The sequence below is a fragment of the Agrobacterium sp. fls2-241-TYG-188a genome (genome assembly GCF_030209845.1).
Genome location: NZ_JARVRD010000003.1, coordinates 754,365 through 778,062, shown reverse-complemented (window position 1 = coordinate 778,062; position 23,698 = coordinate 754,365). Strand labels below are relative to the sequence as shown.

General features: G+C 58.8%; 20 protein-coding genes and 1 riboswitch. Of the genes, 12 read left to right on the top strand and 8 right to left on the bottom strand.

The features are described from left to right. Positions 1 to 2: 2 nt before the first annotated feature. The 4 genes from ntrB to QRN85_RS17595 all read right to left on the bottom strand — a co-directional run bounded on the left by ntrB (position 3) and on the right by QRN85_RS17595 (position 4,484). Complete coding sequence (ntrB, locus tag QRN85_RS17610; protein ID WP_502870798.1) at positions 3 to 869, bottom strand: nitrate ABC transporter permease; 867 nt, start codon at positions 867 to 869, stop codon at positions 3 to 5. Between the two features lie 48 nt (positions 870 to 917). After that, positions 918 to 2,216, bottom strand: a complete 1,299-nt coding sequence (locus tag QRN85_RS17605; RefSeq protein ID WP_284759570.1) for a CmpA/NrtA family ABC transporter substrate-binding protein — start codon at positions 2,214 to 2,216, stop codon at positions 918 to 920. 366 nt (positions 2,217 to 2,582) lie between these two features. Beyond that, positions 2,583 to 3,863: a CmpA/NrtA family ABC transporter substrate-binding protein gene (locus QRN85_RS17600; protein WP_502870797.1), complete on the bottom strand. Its 1,281-nt coding sequence runs from the start codon at positions 3,861 to 3,863 to the stop codon at positions 2,583 to 2,585. A 33-nt stretch (positions 3,864 to 3,896) separates the two neighbouring features. Beyond that, entirely contained in the window at positions 3,897 to 4,484 is a 588-nt protein-coding gene (locus tag QRN85_RS17595) for an ANTAR domain-containing response regulator (protein WP_062585506.1), read from the bottom strand. 150 nt (positions 4,485 to 4,634) lie between these two features. Between QRN85_RS17595 and QRN85_RS17590 the strand changes: the two genes are divergently transcribed. After that, entirely contained in the window at positions 4,635 to 5,348 is a 714-nt protein-coding gene (locus QRN85_RS17590) for a FadR/GntR family transcriptional regulator (protein ID WP_062584180.1), read from the top strand. Here QRN85_RS17590 and QRN85_RS17585 read toward each other — a convergent pair. After that, positions 5,345 to 6,775, bottom strand: coding sequence for an aspartate ammonia-lyase (locus tag QRN85_RS17585; protein WP_284759566.1), 1,431 nt, complete (start codon positions 6,773 to 6,775; stop codon positions 5,345 to 5,347). The genes QRN85_RS17590 and QRN85_RS17585 overlap by 4 nt on opposite strands. Positions 6,776 to 7,059: 284 nt before the next feature. On the opposite strand from QRN85_RS17585, the gene QRN85_RS17580 reads away from it, so the two are divergent. The 8 genes from QRN85_RS17580 (at position 7,060) to QRN85_RS17545 (ending at position 16,231) form a co-directional block, all read left to right on the top strand. After that, the gene (locus tag QRN85_RS17580) at positions 7,060 to 8,535 is read left to right on the top strand and encodes an amino acid permease (protein ID WP_062585507.1); all 1,476 of its coding nucleotides are present in this window, start codon (positions 7,060 to 7,062) and stop codon (positions 8,533 to 8,535) included. Further along, positions 8,532 to 9,494 (top strand): asparaginase, encoded by a 963-nt coding sequence (locus tag QRN85_RS17575; protein ID WP_112962943.1) that lies wholly within the window; start codon positions 8,532 to 8,534, stop codon positions 9,492 to 9,494. The genes QRN85_RS17580 and QRN85_RS17575 overlap by 4 nt, the downstream gene beginning before the upstream one ends. 64 nt (positions 9,495 to 9,558) lie before the next feature. Then, entirely contained in the window at positions 9,559 to 11,898 is a 2,340-nt protein-coding gene (locus tag QRN85_RS17570) for a glucose/quinate/shikimate family membrane-bound PQQ-dependent dehydrogenase (RefSeq protein WP_113099217.1), read from the top strand. A 134-nt stretch (positions 11,899 to 12,032) separates the two neighbouring features. After that, a riboswitch (cobalamin riboswitch) is annotated at positions 12,033 to 12,263 on the top strand. A 188-nt stretch (positions 12,264 to 12,451) separates the two neighbouring features. After that, a complete protein-coding gene (locus QRN85_RS17565; protein ID WP_113099262.1) occupies positions 12,452 to 13,483 on the top strand; it encodes an ABC transporter substrate-binding protein in 1,032 nt (343 codons plus the stop codon). A 2-nt stretch (positions 13,484 to 13,485) separates the two neighbouring features. Beyond that, positions 13,486 to 14,505 (top strand): FecCD family ABC transporter permease, encoded by a 1,020-nt coding sequence (locus tag QRN85_RS17560; RefSeq protein WP_162726782.1) that lies wholly within the window; start codon positions 13,486 to 13,488, stop codon positions 14,503 to 14,505. Beyond that, positions 14,502 to 15,299 carry an ABC transporter ATP-binding protein gene (locus QRN85_RS17555; protein WP_284759558.1) on the top strand — a complete coding sequence of 266 codons (798 nt, stop codon included), beginning with the start codon at positions 14,502 to 14,504 and terminating at the stop codon, positions 15,297 to 15,299. Before QRN85_RS17560 ends, QRN85_RS17555 begins: the two co-directional genes overlap by 4 nt. Further along, the gene (locus tag QRN85_RS17550; RefSeq protein ID WP_284759555.1) at positions 15,292 to 15,738 is read left to right on the top strand and encodes a pseudoazurin; all 447 of its coding nucleotides are present in this window, start codon (positions 15,292 to 15,294) and stop codon (positions 15,736 to 15,738) included. Before QRN85_RS17555 ends, QRN85_RS17550 begins: the two co-directional genes overlap by 8 nt. Before the next feature lie 181 nt (positions 15,739 to 15,919). Then, positions 15,920 to 16,231 carry a hypothetical protein gene (locus tag QRN85_RS17545; protein ID WP_062584197.1) on the top strand — a complete coding sequence of 104 codons (312 nt, stop codon included), beginning with the start codon at positions 15,920 to 15,922 and terminating at the stop codon, positions 16,229 to 16,231. A 28-nt stretch (positions 16,232 to 16,259) separates the two neighbouring features. Here QRN85_RS17545 and QRN85_RS17540 read toward each other — a convergent pair whose 3' ends face one another. Continuing rightward, complete coding sequence (locus QRN85_RS17540) at positions 16,260 to 17,276, bottom strand: NAD-dependent epimerase (RefSeq protein WP_113169321.1); 1,017 nt, start codon at positions 17,274 to 17,276, stop codon at positions 16,260 to 16,262. A gap of 12 nt (positions 17,277 to 17,288) precedes the next feature. Next, positions 17,289 to 18,596 (bottom strand): UDP-glucose dehydrogenase family protein, encoded by a 1,308-nt coding sequence (locus QRN85_RS17535; protein ID WP_284759552.1) that lies wholly within the window; start codon positions 18,594 to 18,596, stop codon positions 17,289 to 17,291. A gap of 233 nt (positions 18,597 to 18,829) precedes the next feature. Between QRN85_RS17535 and QRN85_RS17530 the strand changes: the two genes are divergently transcribed. Beyond that, a complete protein-coding gene (locus QRN85_RS17530; protein WP_284759550.1) occupies positions 18,830 to 20,044 on the top strand; it encodes an adenylate/guanylate cyclase domain-containing protein in 1,215 nt (404 codons plus the stop codon). 166 nt (positions 20,045 to 20,210) lie between these two features. Next, on the top strand, positions 20,211 to 21,098 hold the full coding sequence (locus QRN85_RS17525) for a DMT family transporter (protein WP_113169320.1): 888 nt from the start codon (positions 20,211 to 20,213) through the stop codon (positions 21,096 to 21,098). Between the two features lie 9 nt (positions 21,099 to 21,107). Here the strand turns inward: QRN85_RS17525 and QRN85_RS17520 are convergent, their stop codons facing one another. Continuing rightward, positions 21,108 to 22,019: a LysR family transcriptional regulator gene (locus QRN85_RS17520; RefSeq protein ID WP_062584208.1), complete on the bottom strand. Its 912-nt coding sequence runs from the start codon at positions 22,017 to 22,019 to the stop codon at positions 21,108 to 21,110. Positions 22,020 to 22,152: 133 nt separating this feature from the next. Here QRN85_RS17520 and amaB point away from each other — a divergent pair, with 133 nt between their 5' ends. Then, positions 22,153 to 23,688, top strand: coding sequence for an L-piperidine-6-carboxylate dehydrogenase (gene amaB / locus QRN85_RS17515; protein ID WP_284759546.1), 1,536 nt, complete (start codon positions 22,153 to 22,155; stop codon positions 23,686 to 23,688). The last annotated feature ends 10 nt before the right edge of the window (positions 23,689 to 23,698 follow it).

Here is a 23,698-nt window from a genome sequence, read left to right as displayed (position 1 = left end):
CCTCAGTTGGCCGCAGCGCCGCGGGTGACGACATTGCCGAGGGCAGCGACGAGCTTATCGAGGACAAAGCCGACGACGCCGATGTAAGCGAGTGCGACGATGATGTCGGGCAGGCGCGAGGAGTTCCAGGCGTCCCAGATGAAGAAGCCGATGCCGACGCCGCCGGTCAGCATTTCAGCGGCAACGATGGCGAGCCACGACAGGCCGACACCGATGCGAAGGCCGGTGAAGATGTAGGGAGCGGCGGATGGCAGCATGATCTTGTAAAAGAATTCCAGCTGGTTCAGCCGCAGCACCTGCGCCACGTTGCGATAATCCTGCGGAATGTTGCGTACGCCAACGGCGGTGTTGATGATGACGGGCCAGATGGAGGTGATGAAGATGACGAAGATGGCGGATGGATTGCTGTCCTGAAACGCAGCCAGAGACAGCGGCAGCCAGGCCAGCGGCGGAACGGTGCGCAGCACCTGAAAGATGGGGTCGAGCCCGCGCATGGCCCAGATGGACTGGCCGACGACAGCACCCAATATAACACCGGCAATGGCGGCAAGGCCGAAACCATAGGCGACGCGTTCCAGCGAAATCAGAACCCGCCAGCCAAGGCCGATATCCTGCGAGCCATAGACGAAGAAGGGGTAGACGATCAGGTCATAGCTTTCCTGAAACACCTGGCTTGGCGGCGGCAGGGTTGCGCCAGGGGCGGAACACAGCGCCTGCCAGATGCCGAGCAGCAGCACCAGCACGACGAGCGGAGGAAGTACGTTGCGGGCAATGGCCCCGGCAATCTTTCGAGGGTTGAAACCCCTCCCGGGGCGGCGGGCAATCGCAATCACGGTGCCGCCTTTCGGGATCGGGGTGGCCGTTGCCATGCTGTCTGTCTTGCGGGCAGTTGCGGTCATGGTTCTATCCTGTCGTGATTACGAGGCGGCCTTGATCGAAAGGCTGTCGAGATAGGCGGATGGGTTTTCCGGATCGAAGACTTTGCCGTCGAAGAAGGTCTCCCTGCCGCGCGACTTGGATGCCGGAATGTCGGCTGCGGCAACGCCCAGCTCTTTTGCAGCCTCGCGCCACAGGTCTTCGCGATTGACCTGCGATACCAGCGCCTTGATGTCCGTATCGGGTGCGAATTTGCCCCAGCGGATATTCTCGGCCAGGAACCAGCTGTCATGGCTCTGGAACGGGTAGGACGCGCCGTCCTTCCAGAACTTCATCTGCAGATCGGTGCCTTGCGCGACGCGGCCGTTGCCGTAATTGATATCGCCCTTCAGGCGGCCCAGCACATCCTTTGGCGGAACGTTGAACCATTGGCGCTTGCCCAGAATGGCCGACATCTCTTGCTTGTTGTCCATGCTGTCGCACCATTGCTGGGCTTCCATCACGGCCATGAGGATAGCCTTTGCGGCGTTCGGGTTCTTCTCCACCCAGTCAGCGCGCATACCCAGCGCCTTTTCAGGATGGCCCTTCCAGAGTTCGCCCGTGGTGCAAGCGGTAAAGCCGATGCCCTGATTGACCAGCTGCTCGTTCCAGGGTTCGCCCACACAGAACACATCCATGTTGCCAACCTTCATATTGGCAACCATCTGCGGTGGCGGAACGACGATGGTGGAGACGTCCTTGTCGGGGTCGATGCCGCCTGCGGCCAGCCAGTAGCGTATCCACAGATCATGCGTGCCACCCGGGAACGTCATGGCCGCCTTGATTTCCTTGCCCTCGGCCTTCTTCTTCTCAAAGGCGGCCTTCAATTTGGATGAATCCAGCTCTACGCCCGTATCGGCATAGTCCTTGGCAACCGAGATGCCCTGGCTGTCGAGATTGAGGCGGGCGAGAATGGCCATCGGCACGGGCACATTGTTCTGCGTCACCTTGCCGGTGTGCATGAGGTAGGGCATGGGGGTGAGAATATGCGCGCCATCAATGCCGTTTGATGCGCCACCGAGAACGAGGTTGTCGCGAGTGGCACCCCAGGACGCCTGCTTGGCCACTTCGACATCGGGCATTCCATATTTGGCGAAGAGGCCTTTTTCGGCGGCAACGACGAGAGGGGCGGCATCGGTCAGGGCGATATAGCCGAGTTTTGCGCCGGTCACTTCAGGCGCTGCCGCTGCGGCGAATGCGCCGGATGGGAAGGCCGAGCGGATGGCGGTGATCAGGGCAGCAGTTGCTGTCGTCTTCAATATGCCGCGGCGGCTTATATTGCCTGTGAATGTCGGTTTCATTCGCATGTTCCCCATTTTGGCCGCCGTTCCGGCGTGCGTTGGCAAAGTCAGAAATAAAAAAACGCCGCTCGGAGATTGCATTTGCCTGGAGGGTTAGCCTCCGGGCAGCAAAAACCTTGCGACGTCTGTGTCGTTGGTAAGCAGCGGTTACGCGCTTTTAGTCCGATCGCCGTTGACCGGATGAAGACTAATAAGCAATCGCCATGCCAGTTTTGAAATATTCGGATAAGTCGTTGATGGATCTAATGCGATTGTTGAAGAGCACCCACTACGGTCGCTCGATGCCTGATATGGTCCGGCTTATATTTTGCGCAGTTTCGGCGGCTGCGCCCCTATGATGCGCAGCATTTGTGCAGCGCGTCACTGTCAGTTTTCTTCGGATGTGAAGGGTTGCGCACTGTCCGCACCGACAGCGAATGCCTTGACATAGGCCTCGATTGCGGCGGGATCGAAGGTGTGGCCATCCATGAAGCGGTCGCCTTCGCTTGCGCCTTCGATGCGCCCTTCCGTTTGCGGCGGGACGCTGTCGGCCCCCAGTGCGTTTCGGTAAATGTCGCACTGATAGGCCGATGCGGCAGCCTGCGCGCCCTCTCGGGAAAAGCGTGCCTGGCCCCAGCGGATCATCTGGCTGTAAATCCACAGCGCCTGGCTTTTGCGCGGGAAATTGGCGAAATTGTCGTGGAAGGTAAAATATCGCTCAATCACGCGCTGGTTGCCCTGCGCGTCGACATTGAAGCGACCGGCAAGGACCTGCCTTATGATATCGACCGGGGCCGCGATATATTTCGCATCCGCCAATGTTTCGGCCAGAGCAGCGTGATTGTCGGCGCGGTCGCACCACCGGGCTGCCGCATCGAGCGCCACCAGCAGGCGTGAAACGGCCTCGGGCTGGGAGCTTGCCCAGTCCGGCCTCATGCCAATGACCTTTTCAGGCGCAGATGGCCATATGTCCTGCTTGGCGGCGACAATCCGGCCAATCCCGCGCTCGCTCGCCATCATGTTCCACGGTGCGCCGACGCAAAAACCATCGATGGCGCCAGCCGCCAGCGCATCCGAGGTCAGGGGCGGTGGCACAACGACGAGTTTGACGTCCCGGTCGGGGTGAATGCCACCCGCTGCCAGCCAGTAACGGAATTCGTAATTGTGCGACGAGAAGGGATAGGTCACGCCGAAGGTCGGCGCTGGCTCTCCACGCGCACGCATGTCATCGAGCAGAGTTTTCAGTGCCTTGGCATTGTCGAGGGCGCTTGCCGTTTCGGAAATGCCAGCAATGTCGCGCATACGTGCGAAAAGTCGGGTGGAAAGGGTAATGGCATTGCCGCCGCGACCCAGCGAAAAGGGCGTGATGGTGGGTGACGGGTTGGAGCCGAGGTCCAGCATGGAGGCCACGGGCATGGGAGAGAGCATGTGGGCGATATCGAACTGGCGGAATGCCAGTCGGTCACGCACATTGGCCCATGAAACATCCTTGACCAGATCAAGATGCAGGCCTTCGCGGGCAGCAAAGCCGAATTCGGCGGCCGCAATCAGCACTGAAGCATCGACCAGCGGAATGAAACCCGCCCGCAGGGTGCGCTGGCGGTCGTTGCCGATCAAGGCAGGCCCGGTCTCGCCCTTGCCGCTTTTCGTTGTCTCGCTGGCCGTGATCGTCATCTCACATGCTCCATTGGATCTTCGCGCTCACATCAGCAAGCTGGCGGCCGTCACGACACTTTGCGCGATGTCGGAAAGCTTCTTCTTCTCGTTCATGGCCGTCTGGCGCATCAGGGCAAAAGCCTCCTCCTCCGAAAGGCCACGCATTTTCATCAGAATGCCTTTGGCCCGCTCGACGACCTTGCGTTCTTCAAGCGCCGATCTGGCTTCGGCAAGCTCCCGCTGCAGGCGGCTGAAGGCGTTGAAGCGGCTGACCGCCATGTCGAGAATGGGTTTGACGCGCTCTTTCTTCAGGCCGTCAACGATATAGGCGGAAACTCCTGCCTCCACTGCCGCTTCGATGGAGGCGGTATCGGAGCGGTCAACGAACATGGCGATGGGTCTGCCGACGGTGCGGGTCAATTGGAATAAATGTTCCATCATGTCCCGATTTGGATTTTCTATGTCAATCACGATCACATCAGGACAGAGCGTGTCTATGATTCTCGCAACGCCATGAACCTCGTGAATAACCGTAACCCGGTCATGCCCCGCCTCGCGCAATCCTTCCTCGATAATCGAGGCGCGGATGGCGTTTTCATCAATTACCAGAATTGTCAGGTCGCGGAGCGTCATGGCTGCATAGATGCCGTAACCCTTGCATTTTTGCAATCTTTTTAATCTTGCACAAAAATCGGGCATCAGCGCTAAAATCTTTTGTACCAATACATTTCTGGCACCTGAGCGCGGCTTGACAAGCAACCATGTTTAGAAAATGTTGACCGTATGAGTGCAGGGGCGGAATGGTTATCTGAGCCAAACCCGATAAGCCGCAAAAGTGCTGCTGAATCGGTGTTTGAAGATTTGCGGTCGGCAATCGTCTCTGGACGGTTGGCCGTGGGTACACGCCTGCCTGCAGAAACGGATCTGGCTGGACGCTACGGCGTCAGCAGGCCCATCGTGCGGGAAGCCTTGCGGTCTTTGCAGACGCTGGGCATGACGCAGACGCGCACGGGCAGTGGCACGTTCGTGCTGACCGACAGGCCAAGCCGGGAATTGAGCTATGGCGGATATTCCGCCCGCGATCTGATCGAGGCGCGTCCCTTCATTGAAGTGCCCGCAGCCGGATGGGCGGCGGTAAGACGATCGAGCGATCAGCTCGAAAAGATACTTGGTCTCTGCGATGCCATGGACGAGCAGGAAGACCCCCATAAATGGGTCAAGCTCGACTCGGAGTTTCACAGCACCATCGCCGAAGCATCCGGAAATGCGCTCTTTGCCAAGGTTGTCCTCGACGCACGCGGTTCGCTCAGCCAGCAATCCGAATTGCTGAATATCATGGCCCATCGCCGTATCGCCTCGAATGTCGAGCATCGCCTCATTGCCGAGGCGATTGCCGCAGGGTCGAGCGAGACCGCCAGAAGCGCCATGGAGGCGCATCTGGGGCAGGTCAAGCAGGTCGTCACCGCCATCATCGGTGAGGAAACAGAGCTCGGCTAATGGGTGCCTTCCGCTTCAGCGAGGCGTTGCAGCGCCGGGGCATTCGCCAGCAGTTCTGGCTTTAGTGCCGCGCTCAACTGCTCGGCGCTCAAGTAACCCTTTTCCAGAACCACCTGCGCGACAGTGCGACCGGACAGGAGGGCTTCCCTCGCCACTTCCGTTGCCGCGTAATAGCCGATCAAGGGGTTGAGTGCGGTTGCCAGACCCAGGGATTCGTCAAGCCTGCGCGCCATGATCTCGACATTTGCCGTAATGCCGTCCACGCAACGTTCTGCCAGCGTCACGCAGGCTGCGCTCAGCTGCGCAATGCTGTCGCAGAGCGAGCGCACAATGACCGGTTCGAAGGCGTTGAGCTGAAGCTGTCCGCCCTCAGCCGCCATGGTAATCGTGATGTCATTGCCGATGACAGAAAACGCGACCTGGTTGACCACCTCTGGAATGACCGGGTTGACCTTGCCCGGCATGATGCTGGAACCGGCCTGAACGGGCGGAAGGTTGATTTCGCCAATGCCTGCGCGCGGTCCTGAAGACAGCAGCCTCAGATCGTTGCAGGTCTTCGACAATTTGACCGCCACACGCTTCAACACGCCGGAGAGATGTACGAACGCGCCGGGGTCCTGCGTGGCTTCGATGAGGTCTGCTGCGGTGACAAGCGGGCGACCGGTCAATGCGACGAGATGTTTGCACGCAACCTCCGCATAGCCTGCCGGTGCATTCAGCCGGGTGCCGATGGCGGTTGCGCCGAGGTTGATCTCATGCAGCAAGGCGGCGGACTCGATCAGGCGCAGGCGATCCTCTCCCAGCATCACGGCAAAGGTGCGGAATTCCTGGCCAAGGGTCATTGGCACTGCGTCCTGCAACTGGGTACGGCCAACCTTTAGAATGCCGTCGAACTGGCGCGCCTTGCGCTCGAAGGCTTCCTGCAGGATCAGCATGGAGGCCGCCAGCCCGTCGATCGCCTCGATCATCGCGACATTGATCGCCGTTGGATAGGCATCATTGGTGGACTGGCTGAGATTGACGTGATCATTCGGGTGCAGATGCACGTACTCGCCCTTGTCGTGGCCGAGGATTTCCAGCGCCCTGTTGGCAATGACCTCATTGGCGTTCATGTTCGTCGAGGTGCCGGCACCGCCCTGAATGACGTCGATGATGAACTGGTCGTGCAGAGCGCCCTCGCGAATTTCGCGGCAGGCCTGGGCTATCGCACCCAGCTTTTCGCTGTCCAGCAGCCCCAGTTCGTTGTTTGCCCTCGCAGCGGCTTCCTTCACATAGGCCAGCCCACGAATGAGGTAGCCATAATGGCCGATGGGAATGCCGGTTATCTGAAAATTCTCGGCGGCGCGTGCCGTGTGGACACCCCAATAGGCATCGGCCGGTATCTCTTTTTCCCCCAGAAGATCGTATTCCCTGCGCGTCGTGACCACTGTGTCCTCCTCAACGACAAATATATAAATCTGTAAAGCTGCTTGACAGATTTTGATTTTGTACGCCTACTATCACAGGTCGTCAACGGGTGGGAGCTAAGTGTTGACCGAAGATGACGACGTCAGTATCTGGACATCAGCTGTCTTACAGCATTACAGAAAAGCTTATTGCAGCGACGTCTGATATTTAAATTTGAAACCGATGATCGTCGGGTTGGTCGGATCGGAACAGCTGTCCGAGACAAACGGCACCCGTCGATGACAAAAGCTCTGAGGGAGGGGCGATGTCAGTGAACAAGTTGGACAAGGCCAGCCACGAACGTGACGTGGAAATCCAGGAAGATCAAGGATACCACAAGGCACTGAAGCCGCGTCAGATCCAGATGATCGCCATTGGCGGGGCAATTGGGACGGGTCTGTTTCTGGGGGCGGGCGGTCGTCTTGCCGTCGCAGGCCCTTCGCTCATTTTCGTTTATGCCCTGTGCGGATTGTTTGCGTTTCTCGTTCTGCGCGCGCTTGGCGAATTGATCATGCACCGCCCGACCTCGGGCTCCTTCGTTTCCTACGCCCGTGAATTCTACGGCGAGAAAATGGCCTTTGCTGTCGGCTGGATGTACTGGCTGAACTGGGCCATGACATCGGTTGCCGATGTGACGGCGGTCGCCATCTACATGAATTTCTTCAAGCAATATGTGCCGTGGATGCAGGGAATCGACCAGTGGGTCTTTGCCCTTGGCGCGCTGATCATCGTGCTGGGCATGAACATGCTGTCGGTCAAAGTATTCGGCGAGCTGGAATTCTGGTTCAGCCTGATCAAGGTGGTGGCGCTTGCGATATTTCTGGTCGTTGGCGTTTATTTCGTCATCTTCGGCACGCCCATCGAAGGCCATGTCACCGGTTTCAGCCTTATTACTGATAATGGCGGGTTCTTCCCCAATGGCATACTTCCCGCTTTCATCATCGTGCAGGGCGTCCTGTTTGCCTATGCCTCCATCGAGCTGATCGGCACGACGGCGGGTGAAACCGAAGATCCGCGCAAGGTCATTCCCGGCGCAATCCGCACCGTGGTTTTCCGCCTGCTGGTCTTTTATGTCGGCTCCGTCCTGCTTTTGACCCTTCTCCTGCCCTACACGGCATATAAGGCTGGCGAGAGCCCCTTCGTCACCTTCTTCGGCTCTATCGGCATCGAAGGCGCAGATATCATCATGAATCTGGTCGTTCTGACCGCCGTTTTGTCTTCGCTCAATGCCGGGCTTTATTCCACCGGACGCATCCTGCATTCGATGGCGGTTTCCGGCTCGGCGCCTGCGGCTCTCGCCAAGATGAACAAGGCGGGCGTGCCCTATGGCGGCATTGCGGTGACGGCTGTCGTGACCGTCATCGGCGTCATTCTCAACGCCATCGTGCCTTCCGCCGCCTTCGAAATTGCCCTCAATGTGGCCGCGCTCGGCATCATTTGCGCGTGGGGTGCCATCGTGTTATGCCAACTCAAGCTGTGGCACCTGGCCCGGCGGGGGGAAATGAAACGTCCGGATTTCAGAATGATTGGCGCGCCCTATACCGGGCTTCTTACGCTTGTCTTTCTCTTCGCTGTGTTGGTACTGATGGCGCTTGATTATCCGGCAGGCACATGGACCGTGGGTTCGCTCATCGTCATCGTGCCCGCTCTTGTTGCAGGGTGGTATCTGTTGCGCAATCGCATACATGAGCTGGCGAAGGCAGACACGTTAGGAAGCGCAGCCGCGCGGGGACAGAAGTGAGCATTGTTGAATCGAAATTGCTGGTGGCTGTCATAGCCACCGGCGGCACCATTGCCAGCAAACGCGATGAGAGCGGTGCCGCAAAGCCTAGTCTTTCAGGCGAAAATCTTATTTCCGGCCTTTCCGATGCCGATGTTGCGGTCAAGCCGGTCGAGCTGATGGCGAAGGATTCGTCCAGCCTGACCATCAAGGACATGCAGGACATCAGCGATGCCGTGGGGCGGGAACTTGCCGACCCGGCAGTATCAGGCGTCGTCATTCTCCATGGTACCGATGCAATGGAAGAGAGCGCTCTGCTCGTGCATCTGCAGCACGGCCTGAGCAAGCCGGTCATTTTTACCGGCGCGCAATTTACCGCCGATCATCCTCAGGCCGATGGACCCGGCAATCTGTCGGCGGCCATCGCAGCGGCGGTTGATCCATCCAATACGCAAAAGGGTGTCCTTCTGTGTTTTGGAGGCAGGCTGCTGCCCGTATGGGGGCTTTACAAACGTTCTGCCGACGAGCGGGATGCCTTCGATCTTTCCGGGCAACCCGGCTGCCTGAAAAGCCCCGGCTTTTCGGCCAGCGTCAGTCATAACAGGGTCGATATCGTTGCCATCTATCCCGGCTGCGATGCGATCCATATCGATGCGAGCCTGGCTGCGGGCGCCAAAGGCATCGTCCTTTCGGCTCTGGGTTCCGGCAATGCCAACGCACTGGTGGTGGATGCGGTCAGTCGCTGCGCCAGCCAAGGGGTTCCGGTCGTCGTTTCCAGCCGGGTCCCGGTTGGCGGGCTGGTGGCCGGTTATGGCGGCGGCGGCGGCGGTCACGATCTGGGAGAGGCGGGCGCCATCCACTGTCGCACCCTGCGGGCAGGGCAGGCCAGAATCCTTCTTGCCGCAATGATCGCGTCTTCGAAAAGCCGGGACGAAATGGTGGCTGCGTTCAACGATTTCCAAAAAGTGGCGAAACCATGATTTTTTCAGGAACCTTTGTGGCCTGATGTCGTTTCACCGGCTGGGAGACCACCGGGGGCCTTTTATGGCAGTAACATCGACTGCAGTCGTCCTGACTCTTATTGGACTTGCAATTTTCGGCTTTGGTTCTCAGCTAATCATGCTGGGCGGAAGTTTTTATTACGCGTTGGCGGGCGTCGCATTTGTCGTGACGGCCGTCTTATTGTTTCAAAGAAACAAGGTGGCATTGCATTTCTATGCGGCCTTCGTTGTCGCAACTCTTCTCTGGGCCTTGTGGGAAGTCGGTTTTGACTGGTGGCAGCTGGGACCGCGTGGCGGTTTCATCATTGTCGTCGGCATGTGGCTGTTGATGCCCTGGATCAGAAAGCCGCTCGGCTTTACCAGCCCGACTGGCACGTCCTATGGCGCCAATGCGGTGCCTCTTCTGACCGCTGTTCTCGTGTCGGTCGGCGCTGCCGCCTTTGCGATGACGCAGGACCCGCATGACATGGAAGGCAACCTTCCGCAGGAGATCGTGACGGCTGCGCCTTCCTATGGCAATGCGGTGCCTGATAATGAATGGCATCAGTATGGACGCACCAATTACGGCCAGCGTTATTCGCCGCTTACGCAGATCACGGCAAACAATGTCGGCGAGCTCAAGGAAGCATGGCGCTATCAGACGGGCGATGTGAAACTGCCCGATGATGTGGGCGAGACCACCTATCAGGTGACTCCCTTAAAAGTCGGCAACTCGCTCTACCTGTGCACACCTCACAACTGGGCCATCGCGATTGACGCGGCCACCGGCAAGGAAAAGTGGAAATACGATCCCAATGCCGGTCTGAACCCGGATCGCCAGCATCAGACATGCCGCGGTGTGACCTACTACGCCGAGCCTACGGCACGGGCCGGTTCGCCCTGCGCCACCCGCGTCTACCTGCCGACATCGGACGCGCGTCTCATTGCTCTGGATGCCGAGAACGGCCAGGTCTGCACAGGCTTTGCCGACCAGGGAACGCTGCATCTGGAAAGCGGCATGGAGCACAATCCGGCCGGATATTACTACTCCACATCCCCACCCGCCATTGCGGGCAACAAGATCATCATTGGTGGTGCCGTCAACGACAACTATTCGACAAAGGAGCAATCCGGTGTCATCAGGGCGTTTGACGTCAATAGCGGCGCATTGATCTGGAACTGGGATTCGGGCAACCCTACCCAGACCCAACCGCTTCAGCCGGGCCAGACCTATACGACGAACTCGCCCAACAGCTGGTCAGTCTTCAGCGTCGATGAAGCGCTGGGGCTCGTCTACATCCCGCTTGGCAATCAGGTTCCCGACCAGCTTGGTATGGGCCGCAGCGCCAATGTCGAGAAATATTCGTCGTCCATCGTCGCGCTCGATGTAAACACCGGGCAGGATCGCTGGGTGCGCCAGACGGTGCACCACGATCTCTGGGACATGGACGTCCCGGCACAGCCAGTGTTGCTTGATATCACGAAGAAGGACGGCCAGACGGTTCCTGCGCTGGTGGGACCCACCAAGCAGGGCGACATCTACGTGCTGGACCGGCGCACTGGCGAGCCGATTCTCGCCGTGACCGAGGAAAAAGCGCCTGGCGGTGCCATCCCCGAGGATTTCAGCGCGCCGACCCAGCCGACATCGGCTCTGTCGTTCAAGCCGGATCCGCTGCAGGAAAGCAACATGTGGGGCGTCTCCATGTTCGACCAGCTGGCCTGCCGCATCAAGTTCCACCAGCTAAACTATGAGGGCCGCTATACGCCTCCGTCGCTGAATGGAACGCTGGTTTACCCGGGTAATTTCGGGACGTTCAACTGGGGCAGCGTGGCGGTCGATCCGGAACGTCAGGTCATGTTCGGAATGCCGACCTACCTTGCCTTCACATCGCAGCTCGTGCCTCGCAGCGAGATTCCCCCGCGCGGCCAGGATGAAAAGGGGAGCGAACAGGGCCTGAACCGCAATGATGGCGCCCCCTACGGCGTGCTGATGGGCCCGTTCCTCGGACCGCTTGGAATACCTTGCCAGGCTCCACCATGGGGCTATGTGGCAGGCGCGGATCTCCGCACGGGCAACGTTGCCTACAAGCACAAGAACGGCACCGTCTATGACATGACGCCCCTTCCGCTGCCCTTCAAGGTCGGCGTGCCCGGCATCGGTGGACCGATGATTACCAAGGGTGGCGTGGCTTTCCTCGGTGCCGCCGTCGACAACTATCTGCGCGCCTATGATCTGACATCCGGCAAGCAGCTCTGGGAGGGGCGGCTTCCTGCAGGCGGACAGGCAACGCCCATGACCTATGCTACGGATGACGGCAAGCAATATGTCGTCATGGTTGCCGGTGGGCATGGATCTGTCGGAACCAAGCCGGGTGACTATGTCATCGCTTACACGTTGCCCTGAAACGGCAAAAACCCTCCATGATCGAAAGCCGGGAAGAGATTCCCGGCTTTTTTCATTGTCGAAGAAGAATTAGGCTTCTCAATTGAAATGTAATAACATAACAAAAAGCTCCGCTTGACGGCGGGTTTGGAATACGGCTATCTGGTCGCGACGGTTTCGAGCGAGCAATCGCAAGGAATAATAGGGAATACGGTGAGGGCTTTCGGGCCTGATGCCGTAGCTGCCCCCGCAACTGTGAGCGGATTGTCTAACCCTTTTGGCGCTGGTTTTTCTGGCGCCATGCCACTGCGAAGCAACATCGCGGGAAGGTCGGGTCAAGACGTCAATCCGTGAGCCAGGAGACCTGCCGTCATGTGTTCAATCCAATTCACGGGCGGGGATGCCCGGAACAGGAGATCATCGTGATTGCATCTTGCGCCTGCCGGCGCTCTATTCCTTTTGCCATGTCCCGGTTTCGGATCGTCCTGACGTGCGTCGGTACGGATTGACGTTCAAACGTGTTGAATCATGTCTGCCTGGATGCGCAGACGCTGACGATCGGGGACTATCGAAAATGACATTCAATTTTAAAAGAGCCGTAAGCTCTGCAATTTTTGCTGCCGCCGCTTTTGGCATCTCTGCAAGCGGCGCCCTCGCTGCTGCGACCACCTATCCCTTGACGCTGAAGAATTGCGGCAGGGACGTTACCTTTACCCATGCACCGGAGCGCACGGTTTCCGTCGGCCAGAGCACCACGGAAATTCTCTATATGCTCGGCCTTGCCGACAAGGTCGTCGGAACAGCAGTCTGGATCGGGCCTGTCATCAAGGGCTATGAAGAGGCCAATGCGAAGATCGACCGTCTGGCGGACAATGATCCGAGTTTCGAAAGCGTTCTGGCCAAGAAGCCGGATCTGGTGACAGCGCAGTTCCAGTGGCATGTCGGCCCGGAAGGCGTGGTGGCAAAGCCCGAGCAGTTCGAGGAACTCAAGATCCCCGTCTATACATCGCCAGCCGATTGCGTGGGCAAGGACAATACCGGCGGCGGTGACGGCGTGCGTCATTCCGTCTTCACCATGGATCTGATCTATCAGGAAATCACCGATCTCGCACAGATTTTCGATGTTCAGGACCGGGGCGAAAAGCTGGTGGCCGATCTGAAGGCCCGCGAGGAAACCGCACGCAAAAAGATTGCCTCCATTGATGGCAAGCTCTCTGCCGTCTTCTGGTTCTCCAGCGCAGAGCTGGATATCGATCCCTATGTCGCAGGCAAAAATGGCGCACCGGGCTACATCATGTCGGCGCTCGGCATCAAAAACGTCATCGACAGCGAAGAAGAGTGGCCAACCGTGGGCTGGGAAACCATCGCCAAGTCTCAGCCGTCGCTGGTGGTTGTCGGCAAGATGGACCGCAGACGCTTTCCGGCCGACGATGTTGTCGTCAAGGAGAAGTTCCTGAAGCAAGATCCGGTTACGAGCCTTATGCCTGCGGTCAGCCAAGGCCATGTCGTTGTCATGGACGCGCAGGCGATGAACCCGACAATCCGCACCATCGACGGCATAGAAGTTCTGGCCAATGCGGTCGTTCAACTTGGCCTTGCCAAGTAATCATGCGCGCTTGCTTCACCATCACCCGTGCCGTCCTGCTGGCGGCCGGGTTCCTGGGCCTTGCGCTCTGGCTTGGCGCAGCCATTGGCGAGACATCCATTTCCATGGATGTCGTCGCCAGAACGGTCGCCAATCGCGTCTTTCATGCGGATTATCCGCTTGATGCCATCGATGAGGGCATCATCTGGAACTATCGCCTCAGTCGGGCGGTGGTCGCGGCCTGTTGTGGTGCGGCACTGGCGGTATCAGGTGTCGTCCTGCAGGCGCTTTTGCGCAATCCGCTGGCCGATCCCTATATTCTCGGCATATCGGCGGGTGCATCAATGGGCGCGGTCGGCGTTGCCATCATGGGTTTCGGTGCCGGTCTTCTAACCATGCCGCTCGGCGCGTTTCTGGGCGCCCTGCTGGCCTTTACCCTCGTCAGCCTTCTGGCGCTGCGTGCCGGGCGCGGCAACAGCGCGATCATTCTGGCCGGTGTGGCGGGGTCGCAGCTTTTCAACGCGCTCACATCCTTCATCGTGACCAAGGCCGCCAATGCCGAGCAGGCGCGCGGCATCATGTTCTGGCTGCTCGGCAATCTCTCAGGCGTTCGCTGGCCGGATGTCTGGCTGGCGCTGCCGGCGACCGTGCTCGGCCTTGCCATTTGCCTCTGGCATTCACGTGCGCTGGATGCCTTCACCTTCGGCTCGCAATCGGCAGCCTCCCTCGGCATTCCCGTTCGTCGCGTCTATATTGTTCTGGCGGGCATATCGGCGCTGATGACGGCGATCATGGTCAGCATCGTCGGCTCCATCGGCTTTATCGGGCTGGTCATCCCACATGCCGCCCGCATGATTGTCGGCGTCCGACACGGTCGCCTATTGCCCTTTGCCGCGCTTATCGGCGCAATCTTCATGATCGGTGCCGATATTGTGTCGCGAACCATGATACCCGGTCAGGTGCTGCCCATCGGTGTCATCACCGCCCTGTTCGGAGCCCCTGCATTCGCACTCATCCTGTGCCAGCGCCGGAGCACGCCATGATCCTTTCAGCACAAAATCTCCATTGGTCGGCGGGTGGCGTGGACATTGTCAGAAATGTCAGTCTCGATATCAGGCCCGGCGAGTTCCTCGGCATTGTCGGACCGAACGGCTCGGGTAAGACCAGCCTGATGTCGCTTCTTTGCGGGATCAGAAAACCTCGACAGGGTGAGGTCGTATTGGACGGCAAGGCGATCCAGAGCCTCAGCCGCAGAGATGTTGCCCGCTCCATCGCCTTCGTCGAGCAACAGGCCGAAACGCAGGAGCGGATAGATGCCCGTCAGGCCGTGGAGCTTGGCCGTACACCGCATATCGGCGCACTGACCCCCTGGTCGGCGCAGGATGATGCCATTGTGGATCAGGCATTGCGCGACGTGGATGCCGGACATCTGGCCAAACGCATGTGGCACACCCTGTCAGGCGGGGAGCGGCAACGGCTTCACATCGCCCGGGCGCTTGCGCAAAAGCCCAATATCCTGCTTCTGGACGAGCCGACCAACCATCTCGATATCGGTCACCAGATTGCCCTTTTGCATCTGGTGCGCAAACAGCGGCTGACCGTTGCCGCAGCCCTGCATGACCTCAATCATGCGGCCATGTTCTGCGATCGTGTTGCGGTGATGAAAGGCGGAGAACTCGTTGCGCTCGGCCCGCCCTCCAGCATTTTTACCGCCGGTCTGATTGGCGACGTCTTCGGCGTGGAGGTGCTTGTCGAGCGGGGGGAGGGGGACATCTGCCACATCCGCTATCAGCCTCCTCGCGATAAAGATTTTATTTCAAGGACATCAGATGAATAGTCTCAAGACATTTTCCGCTGCCGCACTTTTCTCCTGCCTTGCCATGTCTGCGGCGCTTGCCGAAACATTCGAGGTGAAGATGCTCAATCAGGGCGAAAAAGGATCGATGGTCTTTGAACCGGATTTCGTGGCGTTGAAGCCGGGTGACACGGTGCGGTTCATTCCCACCCACAAGAGCCACAATGTCGCGACCATCGATGGCATGGTGCCGCAGGGCGCGACCGGCTTCAAGAGCAAGATCAACGAGGCATTCGAGATAGCCCTCGATCACCCCGGCTTTTATGGCATCAAATGCTCGCCGCATTACGGCATGGGCATGGTCATGCTGATCAAGGTCGGAGATGCGCAGCTTCCTGATAGCTACAAGGCGGTGGAGCATCCTGCCCGGGCAAAGCCGCGCTTCGATGCTCTGCTTGCCGCGGCAGAGGCAAAACCCTGAACTGCGCCCGGCACCTCGCGCGATGAGTTGAATATTTGGGGCCGTTTATCCCTTGAATTGGAGAGACGGCCTCCCACATCTCACTCAACCCGCTGGTCCGGGCCCCTCTGGTGAAAGTCTCGGCGCTTTCACGATGTCGGACCTTTTCCGATGTCTTCGCCGAGTGTGCAGAGGTTAGCGCATGTTTTCCGATATTGCCGCGTGGTTCGTCACGCTTTTCATTCTCAACCCCATTCAGGCCGAGGTGCAGGACCGGATTCAGGGTGCCAATGCATCCGCCCAATCCATCCAGCAATCGCAGCAGTGCATTTCCGCGCAGGGCCCAAAGCTCTTGCAACGCGCCGGTGAAGACCCGGCCTGGGCGATCGCCACGGCGGCAGGCTACACCTTTGGCTGGACGTCTCCGACGCAACTGCTTGACGCAAGCGACCCGAATTGCGCCGAACTCACCCGCCTGTTGCAGGCCGGTGAGAACGAAGAGGCAAACAGCTAATTGCTGTGAGGTCCGGCAGGCCTGACGATCAGGCCTTGCCGGACTGCCAGTTGCGATACCATTCCACGAAGGATGCGACGCCTTTTTCTATGGTGATGTCGGGCGCATAGCCGGTCAACGCCCGCAGCAGATCGGGCGAGGCAAAGGTGCGCGGCACATCGCCCTGCTGCATGGGCAGCATGTTGCGAATGGCCTTCTGGCCAAGGACGTCCTCGACCGTTTCGACAAAGCGCATCAGTTCCACCGGCTGGCCGCCGCCAATATTGACGACGCGGAAGGGCGCATGTTTCGACAGCGTGTCGGTCACGCCCTCTTGCGTGACACGGTTGTCTTCCGATGGCGCAATGTGGCTCAGCCGGATGATGCCTTCAACGAGATCGTCGATATAGGTGAAGTCACGGCTCATCCTGCCTTCGCCGTAGATATCGATGGGCTGACCCTTCAGGATCGCATCTACGAATTTGAACAGCGCCATATCCGGGCGGCCCCATGGGCCGTAGACGGTGAAGAAGCGGAAGGCAGTGGTCGGCACCTTGTGCAGATGGGCGTAGCTATGCGCCATCAGCTCCATGGATTTCTTGGTAGCGGCATAGATCGTCATCGGCTCATCGGCCCGGTCGCTCTCGGCGAAAGGCACTTTTTCATTGGAGCCGTAGATGGAAGAGGTCGATGCCAGCAGCAGATGCTTTGGCTGGAGCGTCTTGGCCAATTCCAGAATATTCCATGAACCGACGAGGTTCGAGTTCACGTAGTCCTTCGGGCATTCGATGCTGTAGCGGACACCGGCCTGGGCGGCGAGGTGGATGATGACCTCAGGCTCGGCGAGATCTGCGGCGCGGTTCAGCGCATCGGCATCTTCCAGCATTCCGATCTGGGCCTTGAAGCCGTTGGAGCGCGCAAGAATGGCGTGGCGTTTTTCCTTCAGGGCAACATCGTAATATTGCGTCATTCCATCGAAGCCGACGACGAAATGGCCGTCGTCCAGCAAACGCTTTGCCAGATGAAAGCCGATGAAGCCAGCCGTTCCGGTAATCAGATATCGCATGTTATCGCCTTGTTATGATGAACGGCCAATGCCGGCATAGGTGAAGCCGTGGGCGGTGACCTCTTCCGGGCGGTAGATGTTGCGCAGATCCACGAAAACGGGCGCTGCCATGATCGATTTGAGGCGGTCGAGATCGAGCGCACGGAACTGGTTCCACTCGGTAACGATAACCACGGCATCGGCACCCTGCGCCGCCTCGTAAGGGCCTGCGGCATAGTGCATGCCATCCATCAGGGGACGTGCGTTTGCCATGCCTTCAGGATCGTAACCGGTTACTTTCGCTCCGGCATCCTGCAATGTCTGAACAACGGCAATGGCCGGGCTGTCGCGCATGTCATCCGTATTCGGCTTGAACGTCAGGCCCAGCACAGCAATCTTCTTGCCTCTGATATCGCCACCCACGGCGGCAATCACCTTGCGGCCCATGGCGCGCTTGCGGTTGTCATTGATGGCAATGGTCGTTTCGATGAGACGCACGGGGCTGTCGTAATCCTGCGCCGTCTTGGCCAGCGCCAGCGTGTCCTTCGGGAAGCAGGAGCCGCCATAGCCGGGACCTGCGTGCAGGAACTTTGCGCCGATACGGCCATCAAGCCCGATGCCGCGCGAGACATCCTGAATGTCGCCGCCGACCTTTTCGCACAGATCGGCCATTTCGTTGATGAAGGTTATCTTCATGGCGAGAAACGCATTGGCGGCGTATTTGATGAGTTCCGATGTGCGGCGCGTCGTAAACAAGAGCGGCGACTGGTTGAGGTAAAGCGGACGATAGACTTCGGTCATGACCGGGCGGGCACGCTCGTCCGAAAGACCGACGACGATGCGATCCGGACGCTTGAAGTCATCGATCGCAGCGCCTTCACGCAGGAATTCCGGGTTGGATACGACGGCGATATCGGCTTGCGGATTTTCCTCGCGGATGATGCGCTCCACCTCGTCACCGGTGCCGACAGGCACGGTGGACTTGGTTACGATGACCGTAAATCCGGTAACCGCTGCGGCAATTTCGCGGGCTGCGGCATAGACATAGCCCAGATCAGCATGGCCATCGCCACGGCGCGACGGCGTCCCGACAGCAATGAAGACCACATCGGCATCGGCAACGGCGCTTTTCAGATCAGTCGTAAAGCTCAGGCGGCCAGCCTTGGCATTATTGGCAACGATGACATCCAGGCCCGGTTCGAAAATCGGGATCTGCCCATTCTTCAATGCCTCGATCTTTTCCGGCATCTTGTCGACGCAGATGACGTCGTGGCCGAAATCGGCAAAGCAGGCACCGGAAACAAGCCCGACATAACCGGAGCCAATCATTACTATACGCATCGAAAAACCTTTCGGGATCAGGGCTGGAAATCGTCCAGCCGTGCTTGTGCGTCAAACAGAATTTTGAGTAGCTGTTTAACCGTCTTCACCGCCGTGGCCAAGCGTAGCGCCATACTGCAAGGGTCGATTTCCAGAATTTCTTGCCTGTCACGCCAAAATAGCGGCACCGTCGCTCTTGCGAAGCGTTGATCAACCGTATCTCATCAGGTTTCCCGTTAAGGACAAAGGCACTCATGGTCGATCAATCCCGCCTTTCGGACATTTCACTCTGGCTTTCGCAGCAGGGATACGAAGGGGTGGCGGAAGAAGCGCTGCTTTCCGGCTTTTGCGAGCGATGCAACGCCGCCGGCATCAGCATTTCCTCGGCGCTTATCCTGATGGATACGCTGCATCCCGATTTCGAAGGGCACGCTTTCCGCTGGGACAGCCACGATGTTTTCGACCCATCGACCGTCTATGACTTTACCGATGATGGAAAGGCGCGCGAGGACTGGGAAAGTTCGGTGTTTTTCCATCTCATCAAGGAAAATGCCCATGAAGCCAGACACCGGTTTCATCTGGACGACGAACTCAAATTTCCGAAGCTTTCCGAGCTGAAGAGCGCGGGACACACCGATTATCTGGCGGCGATCCACCGCTTTACGGATCGCGGCAGCATCGGCGAAATGAATGCGTTCTATTCTCAGTGGCTGACGCGGCATCCGGAAGGCTTTCATGATGATGAGCTGGCAGCACTGCGTATATTGCTGCCGACACTCGCGCTGGCCTTCAAGGCGGCCTGCTGCATGAGGATCATAGAAACCATCAGCGATGTCTATCTGGGCCGGGATGCTGGCCGAAAGGTCATGAGCGGCACGATCACCAGAGGCGAGGTGGAAAAGATAGAGGCCGTTCTCTGGTTTTCGGACCTGCGGGATTTTACCGGCATTTCCGACAGGGCGGAGCCTGACCAGATCATCCCCTTCCTCAACGACTATGCCGGTCTGGTCATCGATGCCATTCACGCGCATGGCGGCAGTGTCTTGAAACTGATCGGCGATGGCGTTCTGGCGATCTTTCGTGACGGTGACCAGCAATCCGACTGTGCATCGGCGCTGGCGGCCGAGATCACCATGCGAACCAACCTGACCGTGCTCAACCATCGCCGCAAAATGGAAGGTCTGCCGACGACGGATGTTTATCTCGGCCTGCATGTGGGTGAAGTTTTCTACGGCAATATCGGCAGCCGAAATCGCCTCGATTTCACGGTCGTGGGACCGGCGGTCAACATGGTCAGCCGCATCAGCGGCCTGTGCAGCTCGGTCGACCGGGATACCGTCATGTCGCGCGAATTTACCGCCTCCTGTCCCGAAGAGATGCGGGGCCTCATGGTTTCAATCGGGCGCTATGCCTTGCGCGGTTTTGCCCGGGCGCACGAGCTTTTCACCATCGATCCTGAAATTTCCTGACGCAACGACTGGCTTGCGACTCGAGGGAACGATTTTTCCGCTTTCGTGCCTTGTGAATCAACGATGTCAGGCGTAGCGAGGTGAGGGGGCTATCGTCACATCACCGTCAACTTGGCATCGTTTCGCTGTCGGGCGGTTACCTTTTCTCCGGTCGGGATCGGTCGCCATGCAAAGAGGTTTTCTACTGGGATTGCTTGCCTATGCCAGCTTTTCCTGGGGAGATGCCACCATCAAGTCGCTCGGCTCTCAGGTCAGCGTCTTCGAAATCGGCTTTTTCAGTATCCTGTCTTCAGCATCGCTGATCTTCTTCCTGAAACCGAAAGAGGAAAGATGGCGCCATTTCTGGCGCATGAGCCGACCCTTTGCGGTGCACGGGCGGGCAATATCGGGCCTTTTTGCAGGAATTCTCGGTATCTATGCCTTCACGAGCGTGCCGTTGGCCGAAGCCTATGCGCTTATCTTTCTCTCGCCGCTCTTCGTTACCATTCTCTCGGCGCTGGTGCTGAAGGAGGATATCGGCCTTTGGCGCTGGTCTGCCGTCATGGCCGGAATTGTCGGTGTGCTCCTGGTGGTGCGCCCCGGCTTCAAGACGCTGGAGCTTGGCCACATCGCGGCTCTGTGCGTGGCCTTTCTGGCCGGGCTTACCATCGTCCTGTTGCGCTCGCTTGCCGGGCGGGAAAAACGCACGTCGATCATGGGTGTGCTGATCATCTACGGCCTGACATTCAACGGTGTCTTGATGATACCGGAGTTTCAGGTGCCGACGCTTCACCAGATTGCCGCCTTCATCATCATCGGCCTGTGCACCGCGGTTGGCCAGATGACCTTGCTGACGGCAACGAAGATTGCACCCGCAAGCCAGATTGCGCCATCGCATTATTCCCAGATTCTGTGGGCGGTGGCGATTGGTGCGTTCTTCTTCGCAGAGTACCCGGATACGCTGGCGATCTGCGGACTTGTGGTCATCGCCTCGGCGGGCCTTTTGACGATGATGCGCGAGAGAATTCGCCTTGGGGTCGTCCGCTGGAACCCTTTTTTCCGCAACCGCCTGTAAACGCTCGCCTCAGCCCGCCTGAACGGGCCTGCCGACCTCTTCCAGCAGCCAGTTCTGGAAGGCGCGCGCCAGAACATTGTCCTGTCGGCCTTCGGGCAGGGCGATGTAATAGCTGTTTTCCGTCTGCAGCGGCACATCGAAAACCACCTGCAGGAGACCGGATTTCAGCTCGGCTTCGATGAGGTACTTCGGAAGCAGCGCAAATCCAAGGCTGCTGACGGCAGCTTCGATGAGCATTGAAAACTGGTCGAAACGGCTGCCGCGATAAGCCTGATCCGACGCAATGCCGTTCATTTCGAACCACTCCGTCCACAGCTTAGGGCGTGTTGTCACGTGCAGCAACGGACCTTCGATCAGCTTTTCATGATTTTCGACAGGGCGCGATGCCAAGAGCGCTGGGCTCGCAACCGGCACAATCACCTCATCACAGAGGAAAGTGCAGGTCCCATGCGCCCAGACAGGCTGACCATAGTGAATGGCGATGTCGAAGCCTTCCTCGTCGAAATCGAAGGGCTGGGACCGCGATCCCACGGTCAGCACCGTTTCCGGCTGCGCGGCGAGGAACTTGTGCAAGCGCGGCGTAAGCCAGCGGCTGCCGAAGGTTGGCAGTGTCGCTATTGTCAGCGACGCGCTTGACGCGCCTGACGTTACCGCGCGCACCATCAACTGTTCCGATTGCTGCAGCAGCTTCTGAACGCCGGGCAGGAATTTGCGTCCTGCATCGGAGAGAACCACGCGGCGGCGAATGCGCTCGAACAGCAGCATCCCCGTCTGGGCCTCGAGATCGCTGATCTGGCGGCTGACGGCGCTCTGCGTCAGGTTCAGTTCTTCCGCAGCGCGCGTAAAGTTGCCGTGCCGTGCGGCACACTCAAATGCCTGCAGGGTGACAATGTCGGGAACCAGCCGTCTGCGTGTGTCCATTCCAGTCTCGCATCAACCCAACCGCTTTACTCATTTGAAAACGGCGCTTGAAGCCGTATATCATCAGGAAAGAGAATGAAACGGGTATTGCGTCGCGTCAATGTCCTGTCAGCGCAACCAAGGAGCCATTGTCATGAGCCAATCAGCAACGAAGGTCGATGTCGTCAAGGAAGCCGCAGCGCTTCTGGCAAAGATGGGCGTTTCCCCTGAACTCTATCAGGGTGGCGACATGGCGTCTTTCAGCCCTGTCAGCGGCGAAGAGATCGCACGGCTGAAAACGGTATCGGCTGGCGATGTCGCTGCCATCATCGAAAAGGCCGACACTGCTTTCAAGACATGGCGTCTGGTGCCAGCGCCAAAGCGCGGCGAGCTGGTGCGCCTTCTGGGTGAAGAACTGCGTGCCGCGAAAGATGACCTTGGTCGTCTCGTCTCGCTTGAAGCGGGCAAGATCCCGTCCGAAGGTCTGGGTGAAGTGCAGGAAATGATCGACATCTGCGATTTCGCGGTCGGCCTGTCCCGCCAGCTTTACGGCCTGACCATCGCCACGGAACGTCCCGGCCACCGCATGATGGAAACCTGGCATCCCCTTGGTGTCGTCGGCGTCATCTCCGCCTTCAACTTCCCCGTTGCTGTCTGGTCTTGGAATGCAGCACTTGCGCTGGTCTGCGGCAACTCGGTCGTCTGGAAACCATCGGAAAAGACACCGCTGACGGCGCTTGCCGTTCAGGGCATTTTCGAGCGTGCCGTCGCCCGCTTCGGTGATGCGCCTGATGGTTTGAGCCAGCTTATCATCGGTGATCGCACCGTTGGCGAAGCGCTCGTCGATCATCCCAAGGTGCCGCTGGTTTCGGCCACCGGTTCCACCCGCATGGGCCGTGACGTGGGTCCGCGCCTTGCCAAGCGTTTCGCCCGCGCCATTCTGGAACTTGGCGGCAACAATGCCGGTATCGTCTGCCCTTCCGCCGATCTCGACATGGCGTTGCGCGCCATCGCCTTCGGCGCGATGGGCACCGCCGGTCAGCGCTGCACGACGCTTCGCCGTCTTTTCGTGCATGACAGCGTCTATGACCAGCTCGTTCCGCGCCTGAAGAAGGCCTATTCATCTGTCTCCGTTGGCAACCCGCTGGAAACCTCCGCACTTGTCGGCCCGCTGATCGACAAGGGTGCTTTCGACGGCATGCAGAAGGCACTGGAAGAAGCCAAGGCTCATGGTGGTGTCATCGCTGGTGGCGAACGTGTTGCCGACGCGGGCAAGGACACGGCCTATTACGTCAAGCCAGCATTGGTCGAAATGCCGAAACAGGTCGGACCTGTGCTGGAAGAAACCTTCGCGCCCATTCTCTATGTGATGAAATACAGCGATTTCGACCAGGCCGTCGCCGATCACAACGCTGTTGCCGCTGGCCTGTCCTCCTCCATTTTCACCCGCGATCTGCAGGAAGCCGAGCGTTTCCTGGCGGCTGACGGTTCCGATTGCGGTATCGCCAACGTCAATATCGGCACATCGGGTGCGGAAATCGGCGGGGCCTTTGGCGGTGAGAAGGAAACGGGCGGCGGTCGCGAATCCGGTTCTGACTCGTGGAAAGCCTATATGCGCCGCGCCACCAACACCGTGAACTATTCCAAGGCGCTGCCGCTGGCGCAGGGCGTGACATTCGATATCGAGTAATCTGGCGACA

Bases quoted from the DNA above. Each gene is read 5' to 3' on its own strand.
- ntrB (WP_502870798.1), bottom strand. From the start codon at position 869: ATGGCAACGGCCACCCCGATCCCGAAAGGCGGCACCGTGATTGCGATT.
- QRN85_RS17605 (WP_284759570.1), bottom strand. From the start codon at position 2,216: ATGAAACCGACATTCACAGGCAATATAAGCCGCCGCGGCATATTGAAG.
- QRN85_RS17595 (WP_062585506.1), bottom strand. From the start codon at position 4,484: ATGACGCTCCGCGACCTGACAATTCTGGTAATTGATGAAAACGCCATC.
- QRN85_RS17590 (WP_062584180.1), top strand. From the start codon at position 4,635: ATGAGTGCAGGGGCGGAATGGTTATCTGAGCCAAACCCGATAAGCCGC.
- QRN85_RS17580 (WP_062585507.1), top strand. From the start codon at position 7,060: ATGTCAGTGAACAAGTTGGACAAGGCCAGCCACGAACGTGACGTGGAA.
- QRN85_RS17570 (WP_113099217.1), top strand. From the start codon at position 9,559: ATGGCAGTAACATCGACTGCAGTCGTCCTGACTCTTATTGGACTTGCA.
- QRN85_RS17565 (WP_113099262.1), top strand. From the start codon at position 12,452: ATGACATTCAATTTTAAAAGAGCCGTAAGCTCTGCAATTTTTGCTGCC.
- QRN85_RS17560 (WP_162726782.1), top strand. From the start codon at position 13,486: ATGCGCGCTTGCTTCACCATCACCCGTGCCGTCCTGCTGGCGGCCGGG.
- QRN85_RS17555 (WP_284759558.1), top strand. From the start codon at position 14,502: ATGATCCTTTCAGCACAAAATCTCCATTGGTCGGCGGGTGGCGTGGAC.
- QRN85_RS17550 (WP_284759555.1), top strand. From the start codon at position 15,292: ATGAATAGTCTCAAGACATTTTCCGCTGCCGCACTTTTCTCCTGCCTT.
- QRN85_RS17545 (WP_062584197.1), top strand. From the start codon at position 15,920: ATGTTTTCCGATATTGCCGCGTGGTTCGTCACGCTTTTCATTCTCAAC.
- QRN85_RS17540 (WP_113169321.1), bottom strand. From the start codon at position 17,276: ATGCGATATCTGATTACCGGAACGGCTGGCTTCATCGGCTTTCATCTG.
- QRN85_RS17535 (WP_284759552.1), bottom strand. From the start codon at position 18,596: ATGCGTATAGTAATGATTGGCTCCGGTTATGTCGGGCTTGTTTCCGGT.
- QRN85_RS17530 (WP_284759550.1), top strand. From the start codon at position 18,830: ATGGTCGATCAATCCCGCCTTTCGGACATTTCACTCTGGCTTTCGCAG.
- QRN85_RS17525 (WP_113169320.1), top strand. From the start codon at position 20,211: ATGCAAAGAGGTTTTCTACTGGGATTGCTTGCCTATGCCAGCTTTTCC.
- QRN85_RS17520 (WP_062584208.1), bottom strand. From the start codon at position 22,019: ATGGACACACGCAGACGGCTGGTTCCCGACATTGTCACCCTGCAGGCA.
- amaB (WP_284759546.1), top strand. From the start codon at position 22,153: ATGAGCCAATCAGCAACGAAGGTCGATGTCGTCAAGGAAGCCGCAGCG.